The sequence below is a fragment of the Aeromonas sobria genome (genome assembly GCF_006243315.1).
Taxonomy (GTDB): domain Bacteria; phylum Pseudomonadota; class Gammaproteobacteria; order Enterobacterales; family Aeromonadaceae; genus Aeromonas; species Aeromonas sobria_A.
On sequence record NZ_NKWE01000021.1, the window covers coordinates 89,986 to 115,558 of the forward strand.

Consider the following 25,573-nt stretch of genomic DNA (forward strand, 5'->3'; position numbering starts at 1 on the left):
GCCGTGAGCGATTGGCTCGCTGCATCCTGCGGGTGAGATATAAAAGTTAAGGTTTATGGCCGGGGGAGCTGACTCCCCCCGCTATCACGATTTGCAAAGATTCAAGAGCGGAGCTCGTCATGGCTGAAGTAGTACTCAACAACGTTCGCAAAAATTACGATCCGGCTGTTCACAAGGACACCCTGCGCAACATCAACCTCTCTATCAAGGAAGGGGAGTTCATCGTCTTCGTCGGCCCGTCCGGTTGCGGTAAATCCACCCTGCTGCGGATGATCGCCGGTCTGGAAGACATCACCAGTGGTGAGCTGACCATCGGCGGTCGTTACATGAACGACGTGCCGCCGGTAGAGCGCAACGTCGGCATGGTGTTCCAGTCCTACGCCCTCTATCCCCATATGAACATCTACGAGAACATGGCCTTTGGCCTCAAGCTCAAGAAGATGGACAAGGAGAACATCCACAAGCGGGTGATGCGTGCCGCCGAGATCCTCGGTCTCGAGCCGCTGCTGGATCGCAAGCCCAAGGCGCTCTCCGGTGGTCAGCGTCAGCGGGTCGCCATCGGTCGCAGCATAGTGCAGCAGCCGCAGGTGTTCCTGTTTGACGAACCGCTCTCCAACCTGGATGCCGCCCTGCGGGTCAAGATGCGGATCGAGATCGCCAAGCTGCACAAAGAGCTCAACTCCACCATCATCTACGTGACCCACGATCAGGTGGAAGCGATGACCCTGGCGGACAAGATAGTGGTACTCAGCCCGCTTAAAGCCGATGCGACCACTAACCTGGAGCAGTTCGGTTCACCGCTGGATCTCTACCACAACCCGGACAACAAGTTCGTGGCGGGCTTTATCGGCTCACCCAAGATGAACTTCCTGACCGGCGAGTTGCTGGAGATTGGCGAGCAGGAGTGCGTGGTCAAGCTGACCTCTGGCGATACCGTGCGTGCCCGGGTCGATGCCCGCAGCGGCGCGGTGGGTGACAAGGTTGAGCTGGGGATCCGTCCCGAGCATCTGTTCCCGCTTGATCACCCCCATGCGCACAGCAAGGTGAGCGGCATCGTGCAGGTGGCCGAACACCTTGGCGCCGAGTCTTTTGTCTATATGGATGTGGATGGTCACGACTTCACCGTCAAGGCCACCTCGGATGTGGATGTGGTCACCGGCCAGACCTATAGCGTGGGTATTCCGGCAGAGGCCTGCTACCTGTTCGATGCCAAGGAGCAGGCGTTCCCCCGTACCGCCAAATATATCCGTACCTGATGGTTTTGTTGTGCTGGTTTTCCTGGTATTCAATGCCTTTTTGCCGGTCGTCAGACCGGCTTTTTATTGTCTGATATTCAGTGCCTGCCGAGCGGTAAAACCGGCAGGGTTCAGGCCTCGAGCTCGGCAGTAATATCGGGCACAAAGGTCTGGCTGGTTAGCGGCGGTCGCTCGTAGCCTTCGGTATGGATGGGGGGTAGCTTGATGGGCTCATAGTGGAGCGCCTGATAGGGCACCTTGCCGAGCAGGTGGGCGATGCAGTTGAGGCGGGAACGGCGTTTGTCGTCCGCCTCCACCACAAACCAGGGGCAATCCTCGGTGTCGGTGTAGGTGAACATGTCATCTTTGGCACGGGAGTACTCGACCCAGCGCGAGCGGGATTGCAAGTCCATCGGGCTGAACTTCCAGCGTTTGATCGGGGTATTAATGCGTTCCTTGAAGCGCTTCTCCTGCTCCTCATCACTGACCGAGAACCAGTATTTGATCAGGGTAATGCCGGAGCGGATCAGCATCCGCTCGAACTCGGGGCAGGCGCGCAGAAACTCGCGATATTCCGCGTCACTGCAAAATCCCATCACCCGCTCGACCCCGGCCCGGTTGTACCAGGATCGATCAAACAGCACCATCTCGCCAGCGGCAGGCAACTGGGCCGCATAGCGCTGAAAATACCACTGGGAACGCTCCCGATCCGACGGCGCGGGCAGCGCACTGATCCGGCAGACCCGGGGGTTGAGGGGCTCGGTGATCGCCTTGATGACCCCCCCTTTACCTGCGGCATCCCGTCCTTCGAACAGCACCACCACTTTTAGCCCTTCTTGCTTGACCCACTCCTGCAGCTTGACCAGCTCCTCCTGCAGATGGGCGAGGTGGTGCTCGTAACACTTCTTGTCCAGACGCGGCCGCTTCTTGCTCTTCTCCTTCGTCATGCGCTTCTCCTTTTGGCATCCTTTCATGGGTGACTTCTTTGAGTCACTTCCAGCTTGCACCAGGGAGGCGCCACTGCCAAGGGGGACGTGATACACTGCCGCCCCATCAACAGCTGGCAACAGAAACAGAAGAAAAGATGAGGCAATGATGGCGATTTATCCTGCCGCCTCATCAGCCGCTGGCAATAGAAAAACATGACGCCATTTATGGCAATTTGCACTGCCGTCTCATCATCAGCAGCTGGCAACAGGAGATAACATGAAGCATTTTATGGAGATAGCGGGCCGCCAGATGGCCTATCTGGATGAAGGGCAGGGCCCGGTGCTGCTGTTTGGCCACAGTTACCTGTGGGACAGCGCCATGTGGGCGCCGCAAGTTGAGGCGCTCAAGGGCAGCTATCGCTGCATCGTCCCCGAGCTGTGGGGCCACGGTGATTCCGATGTGCTTCCGGACGGTGCTTGCACCCTGGCAACGTTGGCGCGCGATCACCTGGCGCTGCTCGATGCCCTCGGCATTGAGGAGTGCGTGCTGGTGGGCCTCTCCATCGGCGGCATGTGGGGCGTGGAGCTGGCCAGAATGGCGCCAAACCGCATCAAGGGTCTGGTGCTGATGGACAGCTTTGTCGGCCTCGAGCCCCAGATCACCTGCGAACGCTACCTCGCTATGCTGGCGATGATCGAGCAGCAAGGCACAGTGCCGGCCCCCATCATCGAACAGGTGGCCCCGATCTTCTTTGCCAACCAGCCTGATGCCACCTTGCTGGCTGATTTCAAGGCGCGGCTGGCCGCCTGGCCTGCTGAGAAGATTGCCGCCATGGTGGCGGTGGGGCGCAGCTTTGTCACCCGCGAGGATCGCATCGAGTGGCTGGAGGAGATGACTATTCCTGCGCTGGTGATGACCGGCTGCGAGGACAAGGCCCGTCCGGTGCTGGAGGGTTATCTGATGGCCGAGGTGCTGGCTTGCCGGTTTAAAGAGATCCCGGCGGCCGGTCATATCTCGACCCTGGAAAATCCCGCCTTCGTCAATCAGGTGCTGGCTGAGTTTCTGGCTGCGCAGTAAGCCAGACGCAGGGGATGAAAAAGGGAGCCATTGGCTCCCTTTTTGCTCTTTTGCGTTTAGTGAGTAGGCCGGAACCTATCGGCACAGCTTGTTACCTGACAGGACGTTACCAGATATAGCCCAGCGCAAAACCGGCATAGAGCTCGCCATCGTGCTGGACGATGGGGCTGTTTTTGATGTCCTGATCATACAATTCATAGTTCATGGCAAACATGCCAATCCAGTTGGGGCTGAAGCGATAGCTGGTGATCAGCGCCGCCATCGGGGAGAGGGTGGTGCCGGTATCCCAAGCGGGTCGCTGGGCGGTCGCTTCGCTCCCGGAGATGCCGCCGAAGTAGTAGTTGGCCATCTTGTCGCTGCGCAGCATCAGCCCCATGCCCGGCATGATCAGCAGATTGTCGCGCAGGATCGGGAAATCGGCCCACAGCAGCAGCTCTTGTCCCTTGCTGCGGCCGGTGACGTCACTGTTGGCGCGGATGGTCAGCAGGGCGTAAGGGGTGACGATATTGCCGCCAATCCCCCCTTCCAGCTGCCACTTGCGCTGATCCATGCCGCTGAAGGCGGGAGAGTCTTCGGGATCCAGATTGCCAAAACGGACCCGGCCATAGCCATAGAGGGCGACCTTCTCATCCTTGTGGAAGTAGTAGCGGGCCCGATCCCCCAGAAACATAAAGTCGTCGCCGAAGTAGATAAAGCCGGGGATGGCGTAGATGGCGTTGTCCTGCGCCTCATAGCGGGCCTGGCCGCCGAGCACGGTGGCGCCCACCACCAGCCCTTGCGGCACCGGGCTGGTTGGGCTGTCACTGGCCAGCATATCGACCGAGCCGAGGTTGATCTCGGCCTGTGCCGGGGTCACGGTGGCGAGCAGCAGGGCCATAAGCCCGCCAAGGGTGATGTGGCGTGAAAGGGTCATGAGCGATCTCGTATCAGTAGTGAGTCAGTGGTTTGTATCGTCGATCATTTAACGGCATGGGCGCTATCTTCCCGCTTTGGCCAGGCGTTGATCACCGCCTTGACCAAAGTGGCGAGGGGAATGGCAAAGAAGACCCCCCAGAATCCCCACAAGCCGCCAAACACCAGTACCGCGATGATGATGGCCACCGGATGGAGGTTGACCGCTTCCGAGAAGAGCACCGGTACCAGCAGGTTGCCGTCGAGGGCCTGGATCACCAGATAGGCTACCATCAGCCAGGCAAACTCGGGGGTGAGCCCCCACTGGAACAGTGCCACCATGGCCACCGGCACTGTCACCACGGCGGCGCCGATATAGGGGATCAGCACCGAGAAGCCGACGGCCACTGCCAGCAGCACCGAGTAGCGCAGCCCCATCAGCGCAAAGGGGATATAAGTGGCAATCCCGACGATCAGGATCTCGATCACCTTGCCACGGATGTAGTTGATGATCTGGTTGTTCATCTCCACCCACACCCGGTTGACCAGGGTGCGGTTGCGCGGCAGGAAGCGACGCAGGCTGCCCATCAGTACCCGCTTGTCCTTGAGCATAAAGAAGACCATCAGCGGCACCAGAATGAGGTAGATCATGATGGCCACCACATTGACCAGCGAGCTGAGGGAGGCGCTCACCAGATGCTCGCCGCCACTGAGAATGCGTTGGCGGATATTGTCGATGACGGTCTCCACCAGACTGACATCAATCAGCTCGGGGTATTTGTCCGGCAGGGTACGCACATAATCCTGGGCGTGGGTCAGCATGGCCGGCGCCTCTTTGGCCAGATTGATCCCCTGACTGACCAGCGTCGGAATAAGACCAAGCAGGGAGGCTACCGCCACCGCAATAAAGAGCAGCAGAATGACGCTGGTGGCCAGGGTGCGCGACAACCCCGCTTTTTGCAGCCGGGCGACTGGCCACTCCAGCAGATAGGCCATCACCAGCGCCACCAGCAGGGGGGCCAATAAACCGCCAAACAGCCAGATGATGGCAAAGCAGAACACCAGCAACAGGAAAAGGGTAACGGCATCGGGATCGGAGAAACGGGTCTGATACCAATGCTTCAATACTTCTAACATGACTGCATCCTTACATCACTGGGGCTCAAGATGGCTGTTTTGCCCCGACAACCAACTGCAAAGAGAGGGTATTGTCCGATTGTTGCTGCAGCTCGACATGGTGGCCCTGACGCTGCAGATAGACCGGAATATCCTGCCGGGAGCCCGCATCGGCCAGCCGGATGGTGACGGTTTGACCGCTTTTGGCATCCTTTAACCAGAGCTTGAGCCGGATCAGCGGCTCGGGGCAGCGCCAGGGGGTCAGGTCGAGAACTTCCATGGGGACTCCATCAGGCAGGTGGCCGCTATTATGGCCGTGATAAGAGCGTGAAACAACGCTTGTAGCCCTTGATGGGCAAGGGTATTCTGCCGAAGCCCTTTCTGATGGAGATAGAGATAACGTGGCACGCTTTTCCCCCCTGATGGCATCGCTTCCCCTGCTGGCTTCCCTGATGGGTGCCACTTTTCATGCCGAGGCTAACAACCAGCTTCCCGATATCGGCACGGCCGGGGTCTCTGCCCTGCCTATCGAGCAGGAAGTGCGTTACGGCAACGCCTTTATGCGCTTTGCCCGGGCGGGCTTGCCGATCATCGATGATCCTGTGCTGAGCCAATACGTCGACGATCTGGGCCAGCGACTGCTGACCAACGCCGATGGGGTGCGTTTTCCGTTTACCTTTTTCCTGATCAACGATCCCACCATCAACGCGGCCGCCTTCCTCGGCGGGCGGGTCAAGGTGCACACCGGCCTGTTCCTCTACGCCGACAGCGAGAGCGAGCTGGCGTCGGTACTGGCGCACGAAATTACCCACGTGACCCAGCGCCACATTGCCCGCTACATGGAAGCGCAGGCGAGCAGCTCGGCGATAACCCTGGCCGGTCTGGTGGGCTCTATCGCACTGGCGGTGATCAACCCCACCGCCGGTATCGCCGCGCTGCAGACCACCCTCGGGTTGTCGATGCAGTCGGCCATCAACTACACCCGCGACAACGAATACGAAGCGGATCGCATCGGCATGAAGACTCTCTATGATGCCGGTTTCGACCCCATGGGGATGGCCAACTTCTTCCAGAAACTGGCTGCCGAGTACCGTTACGCCAGCAAGCCGCCGGAAATGCTGCTGACTCACCCGCTGCCGGAGACCCGGATCAGCGAGGCGCGCGCCCGTGCCGGCAGCTATGGCCGCCGTGACTTGCCGCCCAGCCTCGATTTCTGGCTGGCCAAGGTGCGCATTCAGGTGCGCTACGGCACCGATACGCCGCAGGGGCTGCTGAGCTACTTCGACACCCGGATCCAGAAGGGGGATTACCCGCTCAAGGATGCCGCTATTTATGGCAAGGCGTTGGCGTTGCTGCAGCTCAAGCGTACCGACGAAGCTGACACCTTGATGCAGGAGCTGGCTGCCCGTCATCCGGAAGATCTCTTTATCGTCGATGCCTTGACCGACATCGATCTGGCCAAGGGGCGCAGCGCTCAGGCCATCGCTCGCCTCGAGAAGTTCCGCAGCCGGATGCCAGACAACGAAGTAGTGGTGGTCAACCTCGGCAACGCCTACCTCGAGAGCGGTAACTACAAGAAGTCCATCGCTATCCTCGACCCCTATGCCCGTGCTAATGAAGAGAACAATTTGGCCTGGAACCTGCTGGCCGATGCCTATCGCAAGGCGGGCCGGATGACTGATCTGCATATGGCGCGGGCCGAGATGCTCGCGCTGCGCGGGGATTATCAGGCGGCCATCGACGAGCTGATCGTGGCGCGCGGCACCACCAGCGACCGGATGACTCTGGCTCGTCTGGAGGCACGGATCACCGAGCTGGAGCGGGCCAAGAAGGATCTCGACAGCCTCAAGGGCTAACGACCCCGGGCATTGGCCAAGCAAACAAGGGCGCACCACGATGCGCCCTTGTTGTTTATGGCGGTGACGTTGATGCTGGTGAGGTTGGATTAGGTTGATAGCGCGACGCGCTAGTGACTCACGCTGCTGGCGGCCGCTCTGAGCATCTCGATGTTCGACGGGTCCAGTTCACCGACCAGCGTCTGTTTGAGTTTGCCCTCACTGTCGAGCAGATAGCTGGTGGGCAGGGCGCCCGGGCGAGGGAAGGGGAGGCTGGCATCCGCATTGGCGATCAGCAGCGGCACCTTGATCTCATATCGGGTTGCCAGCTGGCCCAGCTCCGCCGGAGTGGTCGGATCGTAGTTGATGGCCACCACGGCGATCTGGCCCTGCGCCGCCAGCGCGTTGAGGCGCGGCATCTCCCGCAGGCAGGGAGCGCACCAGGGGGCGAAGTAGTTGACCAGCAGCGGCTTGCCGACAAAGTGGTGCAAGCTGACCGGTTGCCCTTTGGCATCGGTAAATTCGGCGGCGGGTGTGCAGGCGCCCAGCAGGCCAGCCACAATCAGCCAACAAATTCGTTTCAATTCCTTTCCACTGCCGCTTACCCTGACCATCACTTTCCCCTACAATAGCGCCGTTTCTAGTCCCATCTTGCGATTAATCAGGGAGTTACCATGAGCGAGACCCAAATCTACCACAATCCGCGCTGCTCCAAGAGTCGCGAAACCCTGGCCCTGCTGGAACAGCACGGGATCGCCCCTGATGTGGTGCTCTATCTGGAGCAGGCCCCGAGCGAAGATGAGATCCGCAACCTGCTCTCTCTGCTCGGTTTTAGCGATCCGCGCCAGCTGATGCGCACCAAGGAGGATCTCTACAAGGAGCTGGGATTGGCCGATGTCAGCGGTGATGATCTCATTCGCGCCATGCATCTGCATCCCAAGCTGATCGAGCGCCCCATCGTCATCAAGGATGGTCAGGCTCGCATTGGTCGCCCGCCTGAGCAGGTGCTGGAGATCCTCCCGTGAGTACCCGCTTCGCGCGTTGGCTGACTCTGGTCGGCTTCTTCGGTCTGCTGGGCTGGGTGCTGCTGTGGCACCTGTGGCTATCTCCCCACCCGGACCTCAATCCCTGGCTGCTGCCGGTGATCTGGACGGTGCCGCTGCTGTTCCCCCTCAAGGGCATTGTGCAGGGCAAACCTTACACCCACGCCTGGGGCAACTTCGTGTTGATGCCCTATTTCCTGCACGCCCTCACCCTTATTACCACGGATGAGGGGGAGCGCTGGTTGGCGGTGGTGGAGCTGCTGTTCACCACCCTCGCCTTTGTCGGCACCATCTACTACGCCCGACTGCGTGGCCGGGAACTTGGCCTCAGCATTCGCAAGAAGAAAGATGAAGCCAACTGATGGCAAACGCCCCGCAAGGGGCGTTTTTTATGGCGAAGAGGCGCAATCTGCAGGGATTACTCAGCTTCTTGTGCTGCGCGAAAAAGGGTCAGCTGCTGCTCGCTAAACGCCATCAGCGCGGGATAGAAGCGCAGAAACCCCGCTTCGCATGTTTGCCACTGCGGCTCATCGAGGGTAAGCAGTGCCTCTCCCAGTTGTACCGGGCGGCGTAGTCGGCGGCCGATGCCGTTAAGGGCTTGTCCCAGCCCCTCCCTGTGGCGGTAGGAGGCGATCCAGTTCTGCTCGGCCATCCGCGTGAGGGGCAGCGGCAGTCCGTCTGGCAGATGTTGGTGATCCGCCAATAGCTGGCCATAACTGTGTTGCAGGAAGCGGGGCAGGGGCTCGGTACTGAACAGTCCCCAGTGCTGGCTCAGCCAGTGGTCGTAGATCATATCCACCACTATGCCGCCAAAGCGGCGCCAGGGGGCCTCGAAGCTGGCAACGGCCGCCTTGTGCTCGGGGTGGCTGTCGGTGAAGCCGTCGATTTTGCGGTGCAGCCAGATCCCCTCATCGAAGTGGGCTGCAAGACCGGTGGGCAGCGGCCCCTTGACGAAATCCCCCAGCAGGTTGCCGGTGAGAGAGCTGCGGGTATGGGCCGCTAAATGGAGATGAGCCAGAAAATTCATGGTGGTTCTATTTCACGGTGGTGCTATTTCAGGTGGTTCTATGTATCGGCGGCGCTTAGATCGCCAGAAACCCGAGGATCAGGATGGGGCCGAGCAGGCTCAGGATAAAGCCGGAGACGATGGCCACTGGCACCACCTGAATGCCCCCTGATTTCTGGATGACCGGCAGGGTGAAGTCGAGGGCGGTGGCGCCGCCGTAACCGATGGCCGCCGAGGGGTGGCGACGCATCAACACCGGAATGATCAGGATGGCGATAAGCTCACGGCCCAGATCGTTGATAAAGGCGGCCGAGCCCAGCACAGGCCCCAGTTTGTCGGCCACCAGAATGCCCGACAGAGAGTACCAGCCGAAGCTGGAGCTCAAGGCCAGCCCGTGGCTCAGGGGCATGCCCAATAGCTGGGCGGCCAGCAGGCTGCCGATCCAGCTGCTGATGATGACGGTGAAGGCGATCTTCATCCCCCATGGATTGAGCAGGATCTGGCGCAGCCGCATGCCGGAGTTGCGCATCTGCACCCCGATCAGAAACAGCAGCAGCATCAGTGACCACTCGCTCCACTTGTCGATGGGCAGGGCGCGCAGATCCACCAGCAGCCCGAGCAGCACGCCGCCGAGCACCACAAAGCAGAGCTGCAGGGACTCCCACAACAGGTGCAGCTTGCTCGGCATCTTGGCATCGTTCGCCTCGTGGGTCGGCGGCGTGCGCTGGTCGAGCCACCAGAGAGCCAGCAGGTTGCAGACCGTGATCGCCGCCAGCATCACCCCGGCGACCTTGAAGATCACCGCCAGATTGCTGCCAAGGTTCTCTACATAGGCAAGCCCGAGCCCCATCAGAAACAGGATGAGGTAGACCATCTTGCCCAGACTCTGGTTGACCAGCTTGATCAGTCGGGCAGAGGAGAGGGGAACCAGATAGCCGATTGCCAGTGGCAACAGGATCAGCAACACATTGAGCAACATCGAGGCCTCGATCACAAAAACTGATAAAAATACCACCTTATCATTACTTATTGGCTCTGTGTCACATATCTCGCGCTTTCATGGCTGAAAACAGCCCTTTTTTGAGGGGATTGTTACTTTTTTGCCACAACCCGGCTGTTTGTTAAGGTTCTGTGCGAGCCCGAGTGAACCAATGAAATCAAGTTGATCCGGCTGGGGGGCTGATATTTCGCTCTGCAAGGGTGTGCATAAAGCCATTTTGGTGGCGGTTTGGCACACATCACGCTTTTATCTTGCCACTGAGATGATTGGGGTATAAAAATGCGGTATCGGAGCGGCTATTGAAACGGCTGTTTATGCAAACAAAGTGCTGAAAAATACGCAAAGAGCGAATAAAAATAGAGCGAATCCCCTGCAGACCCTCGTTCTGTATTGTTTTTTCACTATCCGGGTGATATTTTCGCTGAAGGTTGCCATCGGTTAACTTTTTGTTAAATAGACGATGGTTGAGGCACGCCCCTGCGGCGTCTAGGGACAGACAAGGTTGTAATGGATGAGCGACGTTGCCGCACTGGAAGTACGTGAACTGCACAAATATTTTGGCACCCACGAAGTGCTCAAGGGCATCGACATGACCGCCCACAAGGGGGATGTGATCTCCCTTATCGGCTCCTCCGGCTCGGGGAAGTCGACCTTTCTTCGCTGCATCAATCTGCTCGAAACCCCCTCATCCGGCACCGTCTCGCTCCATGGCGAGCTGATTGCCATGAAAACCAACCGGGCCGGTGAGCGGCAGCCACAAGACATGCGCCAGGTGGAGCGGATCCGCAGCCGGCTGGCCATGGTGTTTCAAAGTTTCAACCTCTGGTCACACATGACCATCATGCAAAACATCATCGAAGTGCCGATCCAGGTGCTCAAGGTGCCCCGTGCCGAGGCGATCGCCAGAGCCGAGCATCTGCTCAACCGGGTCGGGCTGTGGGAGCGGCGTGACTACTATCCCGGACACCTTTCCGGTGGTCAGCAGCAGCGGGCGGCTATTGCCCGTGCGCTGGCGGTGGAGCCCGAGGTGATGCTGTTTGATGAACCCACCTCGGCGCTGGATCCCGAGCTGGTAGGGGAGGTGCTCGGCCTGATGCGCGAGCTGGCCGAAGAGGGGCGCACTATGCTGGTGGTGACCCACGAGATGTCGTTTGCCCGTGATGTATCGAACAAGGTGATGTTTCTGCATCAGGGGCGAGTGGAAGAGGAGGGCAACCCCAAGGAGATTTTTGCCCATCCCAAGTCTGAACGGTTCAAGCAATTTATCTCCTCCATCTATTGATGGCGGGATGCCGACTTATCCAATCAACTGTTTTATCAAGGAGAGATACATGAACAAGCTGATGCTGGCCACTGCCGTAGTCACTGCCCTCGCGTCCGGTAGCCTGATGGCCAAGGAGTGGAAAGAGGTGCGGATCGGGGTTGAGGGTGCCTATCCCCCCTTCTCCTGGACCGAGCCCAGTGGCGAGGTGAAAGGCTTTGATATCGACATCGCCAACGCCCTGTGCGAAGAGATGAAGGTGAAGTGCACCCTGATCAAACAGGATTGGGACGGCATCATTCCGGCGCTGCTGTCGCGCAAGTTTGACGCCATCATTGCCACCATGGACATCACCGCCGAGCGCAAGAAGAAGGTGGACTTCTCCCAGAAGTACCAGCACATTCCGGCCCGTTTCGCTGCCAAGAAGGGCACTGACGTGCAGCTCGACAAAGCCTTTATGGAAGGCAAGTCCGTCGCGGTGCAGCGTGCGACCTCCATGGATACCTTTATTACCGACAACTTCCCCAACGCCAGCATCAAGCGTTACGGCACCGCCGATGAGGCTTATCTCGATCTGAAATCTGGCCGTGTTGACTATGTGCTGGCCGACTCTGCCGCCATCACCGACGGTCTGTTGAAGAAAGAGGGCGGTGAGGCCTTCGAATTCGTCGGCCCGAAACTGACCGATCCCAAGTGGTTTGGCGAGGGTGCCGGTATTGCGGTGCGCAAGGCTGACAAGGATCTGAAAGAGAAATTCAACGCCGCCATTCTGGCGCTGCGTGCCAACGGCAAGTACAAGGAAATCAACGACAAGTACTTCGAGTTCGACGTGTACGGCGAATAAAACCAGAGGACGTTTACGGCGAGTAAAGGCAGTGCCCTCTTCCTTTGGGAGAGGGCAGGGTGAGGGGACTTGTGACGTTTTGCTCAACGACAAGTAACAGGCCGATCGGCTCACCTCGCCAGTAGTCCTGGGGCCCGTGCTCTCTGTGTGGAGCAATGGGCCCTATTAATTGCAATGGAGCTGCCCATGTTTGATTTGAAAGGATACGAAGCCTCGCTGCTGGAGGGGGCCTGGGTCACGCTGGAAGTGGCGCTGGCCTCCCTGCTGCTGGCGTTGCTGCTGGGGATGCTGGGGGCGCTGGCCAAACTATCTCCCTACAAGTGGGCTCGGGCCATCGCCACCGGCTACACCACCATTATTCGCGGCATCCCCGATCTGGTGCTAATGATGCTGCTGTTCTTTGGCGGCCAGGTGCTGATCAACGGCATCTGCAGTTGGGTTAACGAGACTTACAACAGCTGGTTGCTGGAAAGTAATCCCAATCAGGAGTGGGTCTCCCTGCTCCCGGACTATATCGACATCAGCCCCTTTGTGGCCGGTGTCGCGACCATCGGCTTTATCTTCGGCGCCTACATGACCGAGACCTTTCGCGGCGCCATTCTGGCGGTGGACAAGGGCGAGCTGGAGGCTGCCCGTGCCTTTGGTATGCGGGCAACCCAGGTGTTTGTGCGGATCCTCTTCCCCCAGATGATGCGCCACGCCCTGCCGGGGTTTGGCAACAACTGGCTGGTGCTGCTGAAAACCACCGCGCTGGTCTCCATCATCGGCCTTGATGACATGGTGCGCAAAGCCTCACTGGCGGCGGGTTCGACCCAGCAACCCTTCACCTTCTACATGGCGGTGGCGCTGATCTTCCTGATCTTCACCGCAGTCTCCACCTCGGCGCTCAAGTGGGCCGAACGTCACTACGCCATCAAGACGAGGTAAGCCATGTCGTACTCAATGCGGGCATCCGTTTACTGTGATCGTCGCGGTGCCAGTGCCGAGCGTCACTACATCACGATGAAGACGAGGTAAGCCATGGATTTCTCAATCATTCTCCAAGAGTGGCCCACCTACTGGGAGGGGCTCTATACCACCGTCTGGCTGGTGGCGGTCTCGCTGATCCTTGGGCTGATGCTGGCGGTGCCCATGGGCATCCTGCGCAACAGTCGCAACTGGCTGATCAAAGGGCCGATCTGGGCCTATATCTACTTCTTTCGCGGCACCCCGCTGCTGGTGCAGCTCTTTATCATCTACTATGGCGCCGCCCAGTGGGAGTGGCTGAAGAACAGTGCTGCCTGGTCGCTGTTTGCGGAGGCGTGGTTCTGCGCCCTGCTGGCCTTTACCCTCAACACCGGTGCCTACACTGCCGAGATTGTGCGCGGGGCGGTACAGAATATGCCGCGCGGCCAGATTGAGGCCGCCAACGCCTTTGGCATGAGCCGCTGGCAGACTCTCACCCGGATCATTTTGCCCAACTCGTTTCGCCGGGCACTACCGGCTTACAGCAACGAGGTGATCTTTATGCTGCAAGGCTCGGCGGTGGCGGGCATCATCACCATCGTCGATTTGACCGGCGCGGCGCGGATCATCAACTCTCGCTACTACAGTCCGTTCGAGGCGTTTTTGACCGCCGGACTGCTCTATATGCTGCTCACCTTTGTCATCGTCTGGTTGTTCAAGAAGTGGGAAGCGCGCTGGCACGCTCACCTGCGCCCGCGCAATGTGTGAGGGTTGAGTTGCCAAGATGACCAAAAATGGCCCCACCTGTTGCAGGTGGGGCCATTTTCATCTTCATCGTCTGTCCGCCCGGTTTGCCAAATGACGGCCGAGCAGGGAGAATGCAGCACTCCCGAGCGCAGCCAGCCGTTGGCTGCGTGCCTTATCCCCCAGTTCCCGAGGTTTTATGTACCGGATATTGTTTGAGCATCCCGCTTTCCTGGTTATCGACAAGCAGCCCGGCATCGGCATGCATGACGAGAAGGGCGACGGTGAGGCGGTCAATCCGGGGCTGGTTAATCGCGTGAAGGCCGATACCGGGCTGACCCTCTATCCGGTGCACCGGCTTGACAAGATGACCTCCGGGCTGGTGCTGCTGGCCCGCACCACAGAGGCGAACCGCGAATTGAGCATGGCCTTTGCGGCCCGCGAGGTGAGCAAGCAGTATCTGGCGCTCTCTGATCGCAAACCGAAGAAGAAGCAGGGCTGGGTGAAAGGGGATATGCAAAAGGGGCGCGGCGGCAGCTGGCTGCTGGCGCGCACGCTGGATAACCCCGCCATCAGCTGGTTTGATTCGGTGTCGGTACGTGAGGGGCTGCGGCTCTATCGCATCAAGCCGCAGACCGGCAAGACCCACCAGATCCGGGTTGCCCTCAAAAGCATCGGCGCCCCCATTCTTGGGGACGAGCGCTATGGTGGCACAGCGGCCGAGCGCGGTTATCTGCACGCCTGGCGGCTCAGTTTCACCCTGGCGGGGGAGCCGTTCGACTTTGTCTGCCCGCCCGATGTGGGGAGCGAATTTGTCACCCCCGAGCTCACGGCAGCCATCGCTGCCCTTGCGCCCTGATGCTTATGCGCACTGAGCCTGACGCCATGATCCATTCATCGATAGCGCGTGAGCCTGACGGGCGCGCGCCGCGCTGGATCCTGGCCGACTTTGACGACACCCTGGCCCCCGGTGACAGCCACGCCGGTCTGCTGCGCTATATTCTGCGCCGCCGGATCTGGCCGCTGCTGTTGCTGCCGGTGATTGCGCTGGGTGGCTTGGTCTATCTGGTTCCCAGCCAGCGGCGCCGCGGTATCTCCCTTATCTGGTGGGCCATCACCCTTGGGCTCTCCCCTTTGGGTTGGCGCAAACTGGTGCGCGCCTATTGCCGCACCAGGCCGGGACTGTTTCGTCAGGCTCGCGAGCTGCTGCAAAGTGAGGGTGCGCGCTGCTGGGTGATCTCCGCTAGCCCCTGCGCGCTGGTGCGGGCCCAGCTCTATCAGCAACTGCCCGGCCAGTTGCCCCACCGGGTCATTGGCTCACAGATGCACTACCGTTTTGGCGGCCTGATGCCGCGCTTCTATTGCCACGGTCAGCACAAGCTGCTGCCGGAGATCTGCGCCCTCGATGCCGAGCTGGCCCTGAGCGACAGCCTGCACGATCTACCGTTGCTGGGGTTGGGGGAGCAAGCATGGTTGATCAATCCGACGCTAACGCGACTGCAAAAAGCCCGATCCCGCTTGCCCCAGCTGATGGTCAAGAACTGGCAACTGTAAGCCAAAGCTGACAGCTGCATGGGTCGTCACGGGTTGATCCGCAAGGTTGCGGCTTGAATGTCACAATCCATTTACATCTTTTGCTGCCAGCTGCGAAAAACTATCTGCAGCCCGCCTCTTCTCTTCCTGCTACTCCCTGCTTCTAATGAAACAAGTTGTTAACACTTGCCGCGCCAAGTCGCCCGGCAATTCGTTTTAATCTGCTTAGAGCAAGGAGCGCCCGATGAATGCCACCTCTTCCGCCACTCATACCATCAATTCGCTAGGCCTCAATCCATTAGGGACGGACGGCTTCGAGTTTGTCGAGTACACAGCCCCCGATGCCAAAGGGATTGCCGCTCTCAAGAGCCTGTTTGTTTCGCTCGGGTTTGCCGAGGTCGCCAAGCACAAACACAAGCAGTGCTGGCTCTATCGGCAGGGGGATATCAACTTCGTGGTCAATGCCGAGCCCCACTCCCAGGCGGAGCAGTTTGCCAGCCTGCACGGGCCGAGCGTTTGCGGCATGGCGTTTCGGGTGAGCGATGCGGGCAAGGCCCAGCAGTTCGCCATCGCCAAGGGGGCAAAGCCGTTCGTCGGCAAGATTGGCCCGATGGAGCTCAATATTCCCGCCATCTATGGTATCGGCGAGAGCACTCTCTCCTTTGTCGACCGCTACGGCGATAAGGGCTCCATCTATGACGTGGATTTTGTCTTCTACTCCGACTGGCAGGCTCGGATGGCGGAGGTGGATGCCGGTCTTATCGAGATCGATCACCTGACCCACAACGTCCATCGCGGCAACATGGATGTCTGGTCCAATTTCTATGAGCGGATCGGCAACTTCCGTGAAATTCGCTACTTCGATATCGAAGGCAAGCTGACCGGGCTGCATTCACGCGCCATGACCGCCCCCTGCGGCAAGATCCGCATCCCCATCAACGAGTCTGCGGATGACAAGTCCCAGATCGAGGAGTACCTGCGCCAGTACAAGGGGGAGGGGATCCAGCACATCGCCATGGCCTCCAGCGATATCTACCAGACCATCCGTACCCTGCGCAGCCGCGGCACCGGCTTTATGCCGACGCCGGACACCTACTACGAGCAGGTGAACAGCCGGGTCGAGGGGCATCAGGAGGATCTGGCGGCCCTCAAAGATCTGCGCATCCTCATCGATGGCTCCCCCACCAAGGATGGCATCCTGCTGCAGATCTTTACCGATACCGTGATTGGCCCAGTGTTCTTCGAGATCATCCAGCGCAAGGGCAACGAAGGGTTTGGCGAGGGCAATTTCAAGGCGCTGTTTGAATCGATCGAGCTGGACCAGATCCGCCGCGGCGTGCTGGATGGCGGTGAGGATGACAAGAGTGCACGCAAAGAGGGAGCGAACGATGCGTAACTGGATTAACTTCCCCCATCGGGAGGGGACCCACTCCCGTCAGGCCCATGCCGACCTGCCGGAACAGGCCATCTATGAGCGCGAACTGGGGCGCAGCGGCTTTTTCGGCCCGGCCACCCACATGCACCACAAGCATGCCCCCACCGACTGGAGCAACTGGGAGGGGCCGCTGCGGCCACGGCTGTTTGACCTCAATGCCCTGCAAGAGGAGGTGAGCTCGCTCTCCCCCTGGGTGGCTCCCGATATTCTCAGCAACCCCCACTGCCGCTATCGCATCTGGCGGCTCTCCGAGGCGATGCCGTTTCTGGTGCGCAACGCCGATGGCGACGAGCTGCTCTTTATCCACGAGGGGAGCGGCGAGTTCTTCTGCGACTACGGCCATCTGACTCTGCGGGACGGCGACTATGTGGTGATCCCCCGCGGCACCATGTGGCGCATTGAGCCCAGCGTGCCCCTGTTCATCCTGATGATCGAGGCGACCAACGACAGCTACCAGCTGCCGGACAAGGGGCTGGTGGGCAATCACGCCATCTTCGACCCGGCGGCGCTGGATGTGCCCGCCATCAACGAGTGCTTTTTGGCCCAACAGGATGAGAACCCCTGGTCGCTGCAAGTGAAACGCCACGATCAGGTGTCGGTCATCACCTGGCCCTTCAACCCGCTGGATGCACAAGGGTGGCACGGGGATTTGTGCGTGGTGCGCCTCAACTGGCGGGATATCCGCCCGCTGATGAGCCATCGCTACCATCTGCCGCCGTCGGCTCACTCCACCTTTGTCGCGAGCCGCTTCGTGATTTGTACCTTCGTGCCGCGCCCCATCGAAAGCGATCCCGGCGCCCTCAAGGTGCCCTTCTATCACAGCAATGACGATTACGACGAGGTGCTCTTTTACCACGCCGGGGACTTCTTCAGCCGGGACAACATCGAGCGGGGCATGGTCACCTTCCATCCCGCCGGTTTCACCCACGGCCCCCATCCCAAGGCGTTTGCGGCGGGGCAGGCCTATGCCAAGAAGTTCACCGACGAGGTGGCGGTGATGCTCGACACCCGCGATGCCCTCCATGTCGGCAGCCTGTGCGAAGGGATCGAGAACACCCGGTATGTCTCCAGCTGGCAGCGTCCCGACGCGGCTGCCAGCAAATAAGGAATCGCTTATGAAATTGGCAACATTGAACAGTGGCAAGCGCGATGGCGCTTTGGTGGTAGTGAGCCGGGATCTGACCCGGGCGGTGCGGGTGAGCGAGATTGCTCCGACCTTGCAGGCCGCCCTCGATGAGTGGGCCGAGATCGCCCCCAAGCTTGAGGCTGTCTATCAGCAGCTTAACGAGGGCCACGTTGGTGAGGCGTTCCCCTTTGACGAAGCCTCTTGCCTCTCACCGTTGCCGCGAGCCTACCAGTGGGCCGATGGCAGCGCCTACGTCAACCATGTGGAGTTGGTGCGCAAGGCGCGCGGCGCCGAGATGCCGGAGAGCTTCTGGCACGATCCGCTGATGTATCAGGGGGGCTCAGACAGCTTTTTGGCGCCCCGTGGCCCCATCGTGATGGGCTCGGAAGAGTGGGGGATCGATTTCGAGTCGGAGGTGGCCATCATTACCGACGACGTACCGATGGGGGTGAGCCCGCAGGGGGCCGCCAGCCACGTCAAATTGCTGATGCTGGTCAACGACGTGAGCCTGCGCAACCTGATCCCGGGTGAGCTGGCCAAGGGCTTTGGTTTCTTCCAGTCCAAGCCGTCCAGCGCCTTCTCGCCGCTGGCCATCACCCCGGACGAACTGGGGGATGACTGGCACGATGGCAAGGTGCTGCTGCCCCTGCGCACCTATCTGAACGGTGCCCTGTTCGGCGCACCGGATGCCGGAGTGGATATGACCTTCAGCTTTTTCGAGCTGATTGCCCACGCCGCCAAGACCCGTCCCCTTGGCGCTGGCTGCATCATCGGCTCGGGCACCGTCTCCAACTACGATCGCAGCGCCGGTTCATCCTGCATCGCCGAGCGCCGCATGTTGGAAATTCTTGATTGTGATCAAGCTACAACCTCCTATTTGCAGTTTGGTGATAGAGTGTCGATCGCGATGGAGGATCGCTCTGGCCAAAACCTGTTTGGCACCATCTTTCAACAAGTGGTGCCAGCGAACGGTCGGGGAGGTTGATGGCCAGCGCCGGTTGGCGGCAACGATATCCCGATTTTTCTGGATAACGACAAGCCCGCAACCGGTGCCGGATACACAAGGAGGCAGGTGGCGAGCACCTGTCGGGCTTCGGGCCCAGATAAAAAGCAGGGACAGATTATGTTGCAGTTGTTTGGCTATTGGCGTTCGTCGGCAAGTTTTCGGGTGCGGATCGTGTTGCAGCTCAAGGGGCTCACTTATGAGCAGCATCCAATCAATTTGCGACAGGGTGAGCAGCGCGAGAAGGACTATCGCCGAGTCAACCCGCAAGGGCTGGTGCCATTTCTGGTGGATGGCGATGTGCAGCTGGGTCAGTCGGTTGCCATCATGGAGTACCTCGACGAGACCTATCCCGCCTACTCCCTGATGCCCTCTGCCCCCGAGGCGCGGGCCCGGGTGCGCCAGATCGTCAACATGATCGCCTGCGATATCCACCCCCTCAACAATCTGCGGGTACTCAACTATCTGGAAGAGCAGGTCAGGGCCAGCAAAGCACAGGAAGCGGACTGGTATCGCCACTGGATTGACGAGACCTTCACCGCCCTTGAACAGCTGTTGATGACTACCGCCGGTGTCTACTGTGTCGGCAACGAAGTGACCCTGGCCGACTGCATGCTGGTGCCGCAGGTCTACAACGCCCGCCGCTACGACATGACGCTGGACGATTACCCCACCATCTGCCGCATTGTCGCCAACTGCGAGCAGTTGCAGGCCTTTATCAAGGCGGGCCCTGCCAGTCAGCCAGACGCGCAGTGACCGGCTGATATATCAACAGTAACGGGATGGATGAGCACGCCATCCCGCTTGCAGCAGGCTGCATAGCTGGCTGATAAGTCCGTCTCGACCCAGTGGATCAGCCTGCCTTCCCGGCGAGTTTCGTTGTTACCGCTCGTTCACATCATCTTTGCCAGCAGATGGCATCATCTTCTCCCGTTATCTCATTGTTGCCCTGCGCTGCAGGTCTATTTTGCTGCGGGTTTTCCCGGTTGTTCGCTGAGCTCTGGCGGGTTGGTGCGCGCTGTACGCTACGTTTCCTGTAAAATCTGGTTAGAAGCGCCGCATTTGTCACATTTACTGACATTTTGCATCGCATCCGCCCATTTAATAGGTGTTTTGAGTTGTTAATCACATTTGTGTCAGTTAATTAGGCCTAGTATCGCCACGCCCTGGGGAGATACGAACAGGTCGCAAATCAGGTGTTTGGGGGCGTGACAGCTCAACCGCGCTGCCTGCACCTCTCTTCATGCGTTATCCACTCTTTTTTGTCCCGTTCTGCCCACACGGGCACGTCACCGTTTATTGGTAACAAGGAGATATCATGCATTCCTTCAAAAAGTGCGTCGTCGCACTCTCCATCAACCTTGCCCTTTTCTCGTCGGCATTCGCCTGCACCACCTTGCTGGTTGGCAGTGAGGCCAGCGCCGATGGCTCCATGATGGTGGCCCGCAGCGCCGACAGCGATGCCCTGAAAGCCCAACATTTCGTGATCCATCCGGCCAAGCAGGGGCAGAGCGGCGTGCACAGCTCCAAGGCCCACAACGGCGCCAATGATTTCAGCTACCCCTTGCCGAAAAACTCCCTGCGCTATACCACAGTGCCGAACTGGAAGACCCAGCTGCACGGCGCCACCGGGTTCAATGAGAAGGGGGTAGGGGTGAGCGGCACCGAGTCGATTTTCGCCTCACCCGAAGCGCTCGCCGTCGACCCTTATGTCGAGGACAAGGGGATCACCGAGGATGACATTCCCGATGTGCTGCTCTCCCGGTCCACCTCCGCCCGCGAGGCGGTCGCGTTGCTTGGCAACATCATCGAGACTATCGGCGCGGGGGAGGGATTTGGCGTCGCCGTGGTGGATGATAACGAGCTCTGGTATCTGGAGACTGCCACCGGTCACCACTGGATGGCGCAGCGCCTGCCGAAAAATCACTATTTTGCCACCGGCAATCAGGGCCGCCTGCAGCAGTACGATCCGGCCAGTGCCGACATGATGGGCTCGAAAAATCTGATCGAGTTTGCCACCGAGAAGGGGCTCTACCATCCGCAAAAGGAGGGGGCATTCAACTTCTCGAAAGCCTATACCCGAGATGACGAGCGGGATCGCAACTATAACGATCCGCGAGTCTGGACCATCCAGCAGATGTTCAACCCCTCGCTCAAGCAGGCGGTGGATGCCGGTCGCCAGTTCCCGGTCACCTTGACCCCCGAGAAGAAGGTGACGCTGGAGGAGGTCAAGGCGGTGCTGCGCAATCACTATGACGGCACCGAGCACGATCCATACAGCAAGGGGTTGAACGGTCAGGAGCCGTGGCGCCCCATCAGCGTGTTCCGCACCTACGAAGCCCACGTGATGCAGGTACGCCCCTGGATGCCGCGCGAAGTGGGGGAGGTGACCTATGTGGGCCTCGGCATGGCGGATCTGACCGCCTTCGTTCCCTACTACAGCGGTCTGGAAGCCTATCCGGCCCACTATGCCATGGGCAGCGACAAGGCCGACAGCGACTCCATCTACTGGAAATATCGTAAACTGCAGACCCTGGTGATGACCGATTACCCCAAATTGGCACCCATGGTGAAGCAGGCGTACCAGAGCTGGGAGGCGAAGATCGCCAAAGAGCAGAAAGAGATGGAAGCCAACTACCTGAAAACGGTCAAAACCGACAAGGCCGCTGCCAACAGCATGCTCAACGACTTCAATCTGCGGGTGATGCAGGAGGCCGAAACGCTGACCGAAGATCTGACCAACCAGATCTTCACGGTGCGCACCCAGGATATTCAGGCCGATATCTTCTTCGCCAACAAGGCGAAGAAGGATTAACCGCGACGCACTCATGATGCAACAGGGGGCGGCGGTCGGTTTGAGCAGCCGCCGGGCTGATCGGCTCCCCTGCTCACGTTTCCTCTATCGATGCCGGAGCCTGTGCTCCGGCATTTTTTCTCTATGAGATCCCGCCAATGTGTCTGGCTTGGGCAGTGGATTGCGCTACCAAAAACGAAAGTGGATGCTTTCATTCAGGTTTTTATTTCGCCTTTCGGTATATCAGTCATGTGATCAACTACCCACTTTTGGCTATTTGGTGGGTTTTATGCATCTTTCCTGTGTTATTTGTCACTACCCGTCGCATCCGTTGCGCTGGGCATTATCTCTATCCAGCTCATTTTTCTCGTTAATCCAGATGGTTATCGCGATGTTGTGCGATAGGTCGTCGGATCTCATCACTGAATTACATGAGTCACTACTCACAGGGCTACCGCAATGCATATTGTCGACAGATTTTTGGGATACACCGCCATCAATACCACCACCAACCGTGAAGCGGGCGCCGCCGGGGTGATGCCCTCCTCCCCGGGCCAGCGAGTGCTGGCTGATAAGGTGGCGCAGGAGCTGATCGCCCTGGGGCTGACCGTGGCGGTGGCAGATAACGCCATCCTGACCGCCACTCTGCCCGCCAATGTGGCAGGGGATCTGCCCACAGTGGCGTTCTTTGCCCATCTCGATACCAGTGCCGAGCACACCGCCGATACCCATGCCCAGGTGGTGAGCTATGAAGGGGGGGATATCTGCCTCAATCCAGAGCTGCAGATCACCCTGCGCCAGAGCGAGTTCCCGGAGCTGGCCAATTACGCCGGTGATCAGATCATCGTCACCGATGGCACCAGCCTGCTGGGGGCCGATGACAAGGCGGCCATCGCCGCCATCGTCAATGCAGTGGCCTACCTGCAGGCGCACCCTGAGATCCCCCACGGCACCATCAAAATTGGTCTGGTGCCTGATGAGGAGCAGGGGCTGCGGGGTGCCAAGGCGTTTGATACCGAGCGCTTTGGCGCTGACTTTGCCTACACCCTCGACTGCTGCGGTATTGGCGAGCTGGTCTATGAGAACTGGAATGCGGGGGATGCGGAGTTTGTCTTTCACGGTGCCTCGGCTCACCCCATGTCGGCCAAGGGCAAGCTGAAGAACTCCCTGCTGATGGCCCACAAGTTCATCGCCATGCTGCCGGGGGGCGAAGCGCCGGAATATACCGAGGGGCGCGAGGGTTACTACTGGGTCAAGCAGATGCAGGGCAACAGCGCCAACACAGTGCTCAAGCTGGATGTGCGCGACTTCACTCAAGAAGGTTATCAACAGCGAATGGCCCTGCTTGATACCCTCGGCAAGAGCTGTCAGGCCCTCTGGGGCGAGCAGAGCGTGAGTTACAGTTTGAGCGATCGCTACAGCAATGTATTCAACAGCTTGCAGGGGGAGAACCGCTATCCCATTGAGCTGGCGCTGGCCGCTTACGAGACGCTGGGGATCACCGCCAAGCCCATCCCGATGCGCGGTGGTTATGACGGCGCCGTGCTCTCCCAGAAGGGGTTGCCCTGTCCGAACCTCTTCACCGGTGCCCACAACTTCCACTCTATCTACGAGTACCTGCCGGTCAAATCTCTGGAAGCGGCCAGTGCCGTGGTGATCGAGATAGTCAAGCTCACCCACGCCCGTTTCAGCCGCTAAGGAGTCGTCATGTTTCAGGTAGTTATTGCAGTACTGGTCATAGTGCTGGTGGCCAGATTGATCCTGAAGGGCTATCGGGCCGAGCCGGTGCTGTTTGCCGCCGGTCTGGTGCTGATGGTGGCAAGCCAGTTGGCAGGGTGGGGCAGTGTGTTGCCCAAAGGGGTCGAGAGCACCGGGGTTGCCCTGTTTGATCCCTTTGAGGTGATGCGGGATCTGTTCAGCTCGCGGGCGGCGGATCTGGGCCTGATGATCATGGCGCTGATGGGCTTTGCCCATTACATGGATCATATCGGGGCCAATGATGCGGTGGTGCGCATCGCCATCCGTCCGCTGCGCAAGCTGCGCTCTCCCTATGTGTTGCTCTTTTTCTCCTATCTGCTGGCCAGCGCGCTGCAACTGGCGATCCCCTCGGCCACCGGTCTGGCGGTGTTGTTGATGGCGACCCTCTTCCCCATCATGGTGGGGCTGGGGCTCTCTGCGGCCTCGTCGGCCGGGGTGATTGCCACTTCTCTCGGGGTTGCCTATACCCCAACCGCCATCGATGCCATTCGGGCGACCGAGGCAGTGGGCATGGGTCACAACGTGATCGAGTATGTCTATACCTATCAGGGCCCTGCCGCGCTGGCGACCGTGCTGGTGGTGGGCTTGATGCACATCGTCTGGCAGCGTCGCTGCGATCGGCTCGATGGGCATCAGCATCAGGGCGCCGCTATAGTCGATGACAAGGCACAAGAGGCGGGGGGTCCCGGTTTTTATGCCATCTTGCCGATGCTGCCGATCATCATGGCGGTGGGGTTCTCTTCCCTGTTTGTGGATCACATCAAGTTGAACGTCATCACCATAGTGATGATCTCGATGTTTATCAGCATGGTGGTGGAGGCGGCCAGAACCCGCGACATGAAGGAAGTGTGCGGCGGTTTTAGCCACTTTCTCAACGGCATGGGGTCAGCGTTCAGCAACGTGGTGGGACTGCTGGTGGCCGCGGGGATCTTCGCCCACGGAATCAAGGTGCTAGGGGTAATCGATATCATGATTGTTGGCGCCGAGCATGTGGGGTTGCCCGCGTTCGCCATGGCGATCTTGTTTGCGCTGGTGACCCTGGCAGCGGCGATCATCATGGGCTCCGGCAACGCCCCCTTCCTCGCTTTTGTCGAGCTGATCCCGCAGATTGCGGCCAGCATGGGGGTCAATACTGCCGCCATGATCCTGCCAATGCAGCAGGCCTCCCATATGGGGCGGGCCATGTCGCCGGTGTCAGGGGTGATCATCGCCGTCGCCAGCGGCGCCAAGCTGACGCCGTTTGCGGTGATCAAGCGAACCTCGGTGCCGCTGATGGTGGGCTTCGTCTTCCATACCCTGATCGTGGGGATCTTCTATCTGTAACGATGGATAGTGTGCAGATGACAAAAAGCCTTCACGAGAGTGAAGGCTTTTTTATGTCTAACGGTTTCGATAAGGGTTGAGCCCGCTTGGCTAAAAACGGTATTCGATATGGAGGGTATGGCTGTCGAGCCCCGGGTTCTTGTCATACATATAGGCGTTGGACATGTGTTCGTATTGATAGCCGATCAGCCAATTCTTGGTGATAGCGTAACCGAGGCCGATACCCAGTGTGAACTGGAAGGGGCCGCCGTAATCCTTGTAGCCGTGGCCGCGAGTACCAAATTGATGCTGATCGAGCCAGACCATTTCGCCGGGGAGCCAGGTCACCCAGTTACCCCATTGGCATTCGATACGTCCCCCGCCACCCAGTCTGGCGGTCTCTTCCTCTTCTACCTTGAGCATGCCGCCACGCACCCCCAGCCCAAATTGGCAGCCTGATTCTCCCCAACGCCAAAACATATGGTGGAACTTGGCATCGGCAATTTTAATGTCGAGCTTTTCATTGCTGAAGGCGTTGCCAAGCTGCAGCACCACGATATTGTCGTTGGCCATCACTGCCGGGCTGGTGAGCAGTGCTGCCAGCAGGCCAATCCTTGAAAGAGTGTTAGCGTCCATGCTTTCTCCCGATCCTTGTTGTCATCGTGGTGACCCTGTTGGTCACCCTTCAGGCATAG

Annotated in this window: 26 protein-coding genes; 18 read left to right on the top strand and 8 right to left on the bottom strand. The window is 59.4% G+C overall.

Going from position 1 to position 25,573, the window contains the following annotated elements:
• Positions 1–119: 119 nt before the first annotated feature.
• On the top strand, positions 120–1,256 hold the full coding sequence (locus CF137_RS06430; protein WP_101325067.1) for an ABC transporter ATP-binding protein: 1,137 nt from the start codon (positions 120–122) through the stop codon (positions 1,254–1,256).
• Positions 1,257–1,366: 110 nt separating this feature from the next.
• On the opposite strand, the gene ppk2 is transcribed toward CF137_RS06430, so the two are convergent.
• Positions 1,367–2,182 carry a polyphosphate kinase 2 gene (gene ppk2, locus CF137_RS06435; RefSeq protein WP_101325066.1) on the bottom strand — a complete coding sequence of 272 codons (816 nt, stop codon included), beginning with the start codon at positions 2,180–2,182 and terminating at the stop codon, positions 1,367–1,369.
• Between the two features lie 259 nt (positions 2,183–2,441).
• Between ppk2 and CF137_RS06440 the strand changes: the two genes are divergently transcribed.
• Positions 2,442–3,242: an alpha/beta fold hydrolase gene (locus tag CF137_RS06440; protein WP_139718423.1), complete on the top strand. Its 801-nt coding sequence runs from the start codon at positions 2,442–2,444 to the stop codon at positions 3,240–3,242.
• Positions 3,243–3,348: 106 nt separating this feature from the next.
• On the opposite strand, the gene CF137_RS06445 is transcribed toward CF137_RS06440, so the two are convergent.
• Genes CF137_RS06445 through CF137_RS06455 form a run of 3 tightly spaced genes read right to left on the bottom strand, consistent with a single transcriptional unit; the run spans position 3,349 to position 5,529 of the window.
• The gene (locus tag CF137_RS06445; protein WP_139718424.1) at positions 3,349–4,155 is read right to left on the bottom strand and encodes a MipA/OmpV family protein; all 807 of its coding nucleotides are present in this window, start codon (positions 4,153–4,155) and stop codon (positions 3,349–3,351) included.
• A 44-nt stretch (positions 4,156–4,199) separates the two neighbouring features.
• A complete protein-coding gene (locus CF137_RS06450; RefSeq protein WP_139692894.1) occupies positions 4,200–5,270 on the bottom strand; it encodes an AI-2E family transporter in 1,071 nt (356 codons plus the stop codon).
• Between the two features lie 25 nt (positions 5,271–5,295).
• The gene (locus CF137_RS06455; RefSeq protein ID WP_101346956.1) at positions 5,296–5,529 is read right to left on the bottom strand and encodes a sulfurtransferase TusA family protein; all 234 of its coding nucleotides are present in this window, start codon (positions 5,527–5,529) and stop codon (positions 5,296–5,298) included.
• Between the two features lie 121 nt (positions 5,530–5,650).
• Between CF137_RS06455 and bepA the strand changes: the two genes are divergently transcribed.
• Positions 5,651–7,105, top strand: a complete 1,455-nt coding sequence (bepA, locus tag CF137_RS06460; RefSeq protein WP_366622647.1) for a beta-barrel assembly-enhancing protease — start codon at positions 5,651–5,653, stop codon at positions 7,103–7,105.
• 110 nt (positions 7,106–7,215) lie between these two features.
• On the opposite strand, the gene CF137_RS06465 is transcribed toward bepA, so the two are convergent.
• Positions 7,216–7,698, bottom strand: a complete 483-nt coding sequence (locus tag CF137_RS06465) for a TlpA family protein disulfide reductase (RefSeq protein ID WP_139718425.1) — start codon at positions 7,696–7,698, stop codon at positions 7,216–7,218.
• Between the two features lie 60 nt (positions 7,699–7,758).
• Between CF137_RS06465 and arsC the strand changes: the two genes are divergently transcribed.
• Positions 7,759–8,109: an arsenate reductase (glutaredoxin) gene (gene arsC / locus CF137_RS06470; protein WP_139718426.1), complete on the top strand. Its 351-nt coding sequence runs from the start codon at positions 7,759–7,761 to the stop codon at positions 8,107–8,109.
• The gene (locus CF137_RS06475) at positions 8,106–8,489 is read left to right on the top strand and encodes a DUF2069 domain-containing protein (protein WP_139692888.1); all 384 of its coding nucleotides are present in this window, start codon (positions 8,106–8,108) and stop codon (positions 8,487–8,489) included. The genes arsC and CF137_RS06475 overlap by 4 nt, the downstream gene beginning before the upstream one ends.
• A 56-nt stretch (positions 8,490–8,545) precedes the next feature.
• Here CF137_RS06475 and CF137_RS06480 read toward each other — a convergent pair whose 3' ends face one another.
• Together CF137_RS06480 and CF137_RS06485 are read right to left on the bottom strand one after the other, a co-directional pair.
• Complete coding sequence (locus CF137_RS06480) at positions 8,546–9,154, bottom strand: acyl carrier protein phosphodiesterase (protein WP_139692886.1); 609 nt, start codon at positions 9,152–9,154, stop codon at positions 8,546–8,548.
• A 55-nt stretch (positions 9,155–9,209) separates the two neighbouring features.
• Positions 9,210–10,112, bottom strand: coding sequence for a LysO family transporter (locus tag CF137_RS06485; RefSeq protein ID WP_139718427.1), 903 nt, complete (start codon positions 10,110–10,112; stop codon positions 9,210–9,212).
• A 532-nt stretch (positions 10,113–10,644) separates the two neighbouring features.
• On the opposite strand from CF137_RS06485, the gene CF137_RS06490 reads away from it, so the two are divergent.
• The 13 genes from CF137_RS06490 to dcuC all read left to right on the top strand — a co-directional run bounded on the left by CF137_RS06490 (position 10,645) and on the right by dcuC (position 24,899).
• The gene (locus CF137_RS06490) at positions 10,645–11,415 is read left to right on the top strand and encodes an ABC transporter ATP-binding protein (RefSeq protein ID WP_139718428.1); all 771 of its coding nucleotides are present in this window, start codon (positions 10,645–10,647) and stop codon (positions 11,413–11,415) included.
• 49 nt (positions 11,416–11,464) lie between these two features.
• Entirely contained in the window at positions 11,465–12,238 is a 774-nt protein-coding gene (locus tag CF137_RS06495) for an ABC transporter substrate-binding protein (RefSeq protein ID WP_042022320.1), read from the top strand.
• A 186-nt stretch (positions 12,239–12,424) separates the two neighbouring features.
• A complete protein-coding gene (locus CF137_RS06500; RefSeq protein ID WP_042022322.1) occupies positions 12,425–13,165 on the top strand; it encodes an ABC transporter permease in 741 nt (246 codons plus the stop codon).
• 93 nt (positions 13,166–13,258) lie between these two features.
• Positions 13,259–13,951, top strand: a complete 693-nt coding sequence (locus CF137_RS06505) for an ABC transporter permease (RefSeq protein ID WP_042022324.1) — start codon at positions 13,259–13,261, stop codon at positions 13,949–13,951.
• A gap of 175 nt (positions 13,952–14,126) precedes the next feature.
• Complete coding sequence (locus CF137_RS06510) at positions 14,127–14,786, top strand: TIGR01621 family pseudouridine synthase (RefSeq protein ID WP_139718429.1); 660 nt, start codon at positions 14,127–14,129, stop codon at positions 14,784–14,786.
• A 26-nt stretch (positions 14,787–14,812) separates the two neighbouring features.
• On the top strand, positions 14,813–15,481 hold the full coding sequence (locus CF137_RS06515) for an HAD family hydrolase (protein ID WP_139718430.1): 669 nt from the start codon (positions 14,813–14,815) through the stop codon (positions 15,479–15,481).
• Between the two features lie 223 nt (positions 15,482–15,704).
• The gene (gene hppD / locus CF137_RS06520) at positions 15,705–16,856 is read left to right on the top strand and encodes a 4-hydroxyphenylpyruvate dioxygenase (protein WP_139718431.1); all 1,152 of its coding nucleotides are present in this window, start codon (positions 15,705–15,707) and stop codon (positions 16,854–16,856) included.
• The gene (locus CF137_RS06525) at positions 16,849–18,000 is read left to right on the top strand and encodes a homogentisate 1,2-dioxygenase (protein ID WP_139718432.1); all 1,152 of its coding nucleotides are present in this window, start codon (positions 16,849–16,851) and stop codon (positions 17,998–18,000) included. Before hppD ends, CF137_RS06525 begins: the two co-directional genes overlap by 8 nt.
• 10 nt (positions 18,001–18,010) lie before the next feature.
• A complete protein-coding gene (locus tag CF137_RS06530) occupies positions 18,011–19,006 on the top strand; it encodes a fumarylacetoacetate hydrolase family protein (RefSeq protein WP_139718433.1) in 996 nt (331 codons plus the stop codon).
• Positions 19,007–19,144: 138 nt separating this feature from the next.
• Positions 19,145–19,780, top strand: a complete 636-nt coding sequence (gene maiA / locus CF137_RS06535; RefSeq protein ID WP_162515872.1) for a maleylacetoacetate isomerase — start codon at positions 19,145–19,147, stop codon at positions 19,778–19,780.
• Positions 19,781–20,342: 562 nt separating this feature from the next.
• On the top strand, positions 20,343–21,839 hold the full coding sequence (locus CF137_RS06540; protein WP_139718435.1) for a C69 family dipeptidase: 1,497 nt from the start codon (positions 20,343–20,345) through the stop codon (positions 21,837–21,839).
• Between the two features lie 438 nt (positions 21,840–22,277).
• A complete protein-coding gene (pepT, locus tag CF137_RS06545) occupies positions 22,278–23,516 on the top strand; it encodes a peptidase T (protein ID WP_139718436.1) in 1,239 nt (412 codons plus the stop codon).
• 9 nt (positions 23,517–23,525) lie between these two features.
• On the top strand, positions 23,526–24,899 hold the full coding sequence (gene dcuC / locus CF137_RS06550) for a C4-dicarboxylate transporter DcuC (RefSeq protein WP_139718437.1): 1,374 nt from the start codon (positions 23,526–23,528) through the stop codon (positions 24,897–24,899).
• Positions 24,900–24,989: 90 nt separating this feature from the next.
• On the opposite strand, the gene CF137_RS06555 is transcribed toward dcuC, so the two are convergent.
• A complete protein-coding gene (locus tag CF137_RS06555; RefSeq protein ID WP_139718438.1) occupies positions 24,990–25,514 on the bottom strand; it encodes an acyloxyacyl hydrolase in 525 nt (174 codons plus the stop codon).
• Between the last annotated feature and the right edge of the window lie 59 nt (positions 25,515–25,573).

Bases quoted from the DNA above. Each gene is read 5' to 3' on its own strand.
- CF137_RS06430 (WP_101325067.1), top strand. From the start codon at position 120: ATGGCTGAAGTAGTACTCAACAACGTTCGCAAAAATTACGATCCGGCT.
- ppk2 (WP_101325066.1), bottom strand. From the start codon at position 2,182: ATGACGAAGGAGAAGAGCAAGAAGCGGCCGCGTCTGGACAAGAAGTGT.
- CF137_RS06440 (WP_139718423.1), top strand. From the start codon at position 2,442: ATGAAGCATTTTATGGAGATAGCGGGCCGCCAGATGGCCTATCTGGAT.
- CF137_RS06445 (WP_139718424.1), bottom strand. From the start codon at position 4,155: ATGACCCTTTCACGCCACATCACCCTTGGCGGGCTTATGGCCCTGCTG.
- CF137_RS06450 (WP_139692894.1), bottom strand. From the start codon at position 5,270: ATGTTAGAAGTATTGAAGCATTGGTATCAGACCCGTTTCTCCGATCCC.
- CF137_RS06455 (WP_101346956.1), bottom strand. From the start codon at position 5,529: ATGGAAGTTCTCGACCTGACCCCCTGGCGCTGCCCCGAGCCGCTGATC.
- CF137_RS06465 (WP_139718425.1), bottom strand. From the start codon at position 7,698: ATGGTCAGGGTAAGCGGCAGTGGAAAGGAATTGAAACGAATTTGTTGG.
- arsC (WP_139718426.1), top strand. From the start codon at position 7,759: ATGAGCGAGACCCAAATCTACCACAATCCGCGCTGCTCCAAGAGTCGC.
- CF137_RS06480 (WP_139692886.1), bottom strand. From the start codon at position 9,154: ATGAATTTTCTGGCTCATCTCCATTTAGCGGCCCATACCCGCAGCTCT.
- CF137_RS06485 (WP_139718427.1), bottom strand. From the start codon at position 10,112: ATGTTGCTCAATGTGTTGCTGATCCTGTTGCCACTGGCAATCGGCTAT.
- CF137_RS06490 (WP_139718428.1), top strand. From the start codon at position 10,645: ATGAGCGACGTTGCCGCACTGGAAGTACGTGAACTGCACAAATATTTT.
- CF137_RS06495 (WP_042022320.1), top strand. From the start codon at position 11,465: ATGAACAAGCTGATGCTGGCCACTGCCGTAGTCACTGCCCTCGCGTCC.
- CF137_RS06500 (WP_042022322.1), top strand. From the start codon at position 12,425: ATGTTTGATTTGAAAGGATACGAAGCCTCGCTGCTGGAGGGGGCCTGG.
- CF137_RS06505 (WP_042022324.1), top strand. From the start codon at position 13,259: ATGGATTTCTCAATCATTCTCCAAGAGTGGCCCACCTACTGGGAGGGG.
- CF137_RS06510 (WP_139718429.1), top strand. From the start codon at position 14,127: ATGTACCGGATATTGTTTGAGCATCCCGCTTTCCTGGTTATCGACAAG.
- CF137_RS06515 (WP_139718430.1), top strand. From the start codon at position 14,813: ATGATCCATTCATCGATAGCGCGTGAGCCTGACGGGCGCGCGCCGCGC.
- hppD (WP_139718431.1), top strand. From the start codon at position 15,705: ATGAATGCCACCTCTTCCGCCACTCATACCATCAATTCGCTAGGCCTC.
- CF137_RS06525 (WP_139718432.1), top strand. From the start codon at position 16,849: ATGCGTAACTGGATTAACTTCCCCCATCGGGAGGGGACCCACTCCCGT.
- CF137_RS06530 (WP_139718433.1), top strand. From the start codon at position 18,011: ATGAAATTGGCAACATTGAACAGTGGCAAGCGCGATGGCGCTTTGGTG.
- maiA (WP_162515872.1), top strand. From the start codon at position 19,145: ATGTTGCAGTTGTTTGGCTATTGGCGTTCGTCGGCAAGTTTTCGGGTG.
- CF137_RS06540 (WP_139718435.1), top strand. From the start codon at position 20,343: ATGCATTCCTTCAAAAAGTGCGTCGTCGCACTCTCCATCAACCTTGCC.
- pepT (WP_139718436.1), top strand. From the start codon at position 22,278: ATGCATATTGTCGACAGATTTTTGGGATACACCGCCATCAATACCACC.
- dcuC (WP_139718437.1), top strand. From the start codon at position 23,526: ATGTTTCAGGTAGTTATTGCAGTACTGGTCATAGTGCTGGTGGCCAGA.
- CF137_RS06555 (WP_139718438.1), bottom strand. From the start codon at position 25,514: ATGGACGCTAACACTCTTTCAAGGATTGGCCTGCTGGCAGCACTGCTC.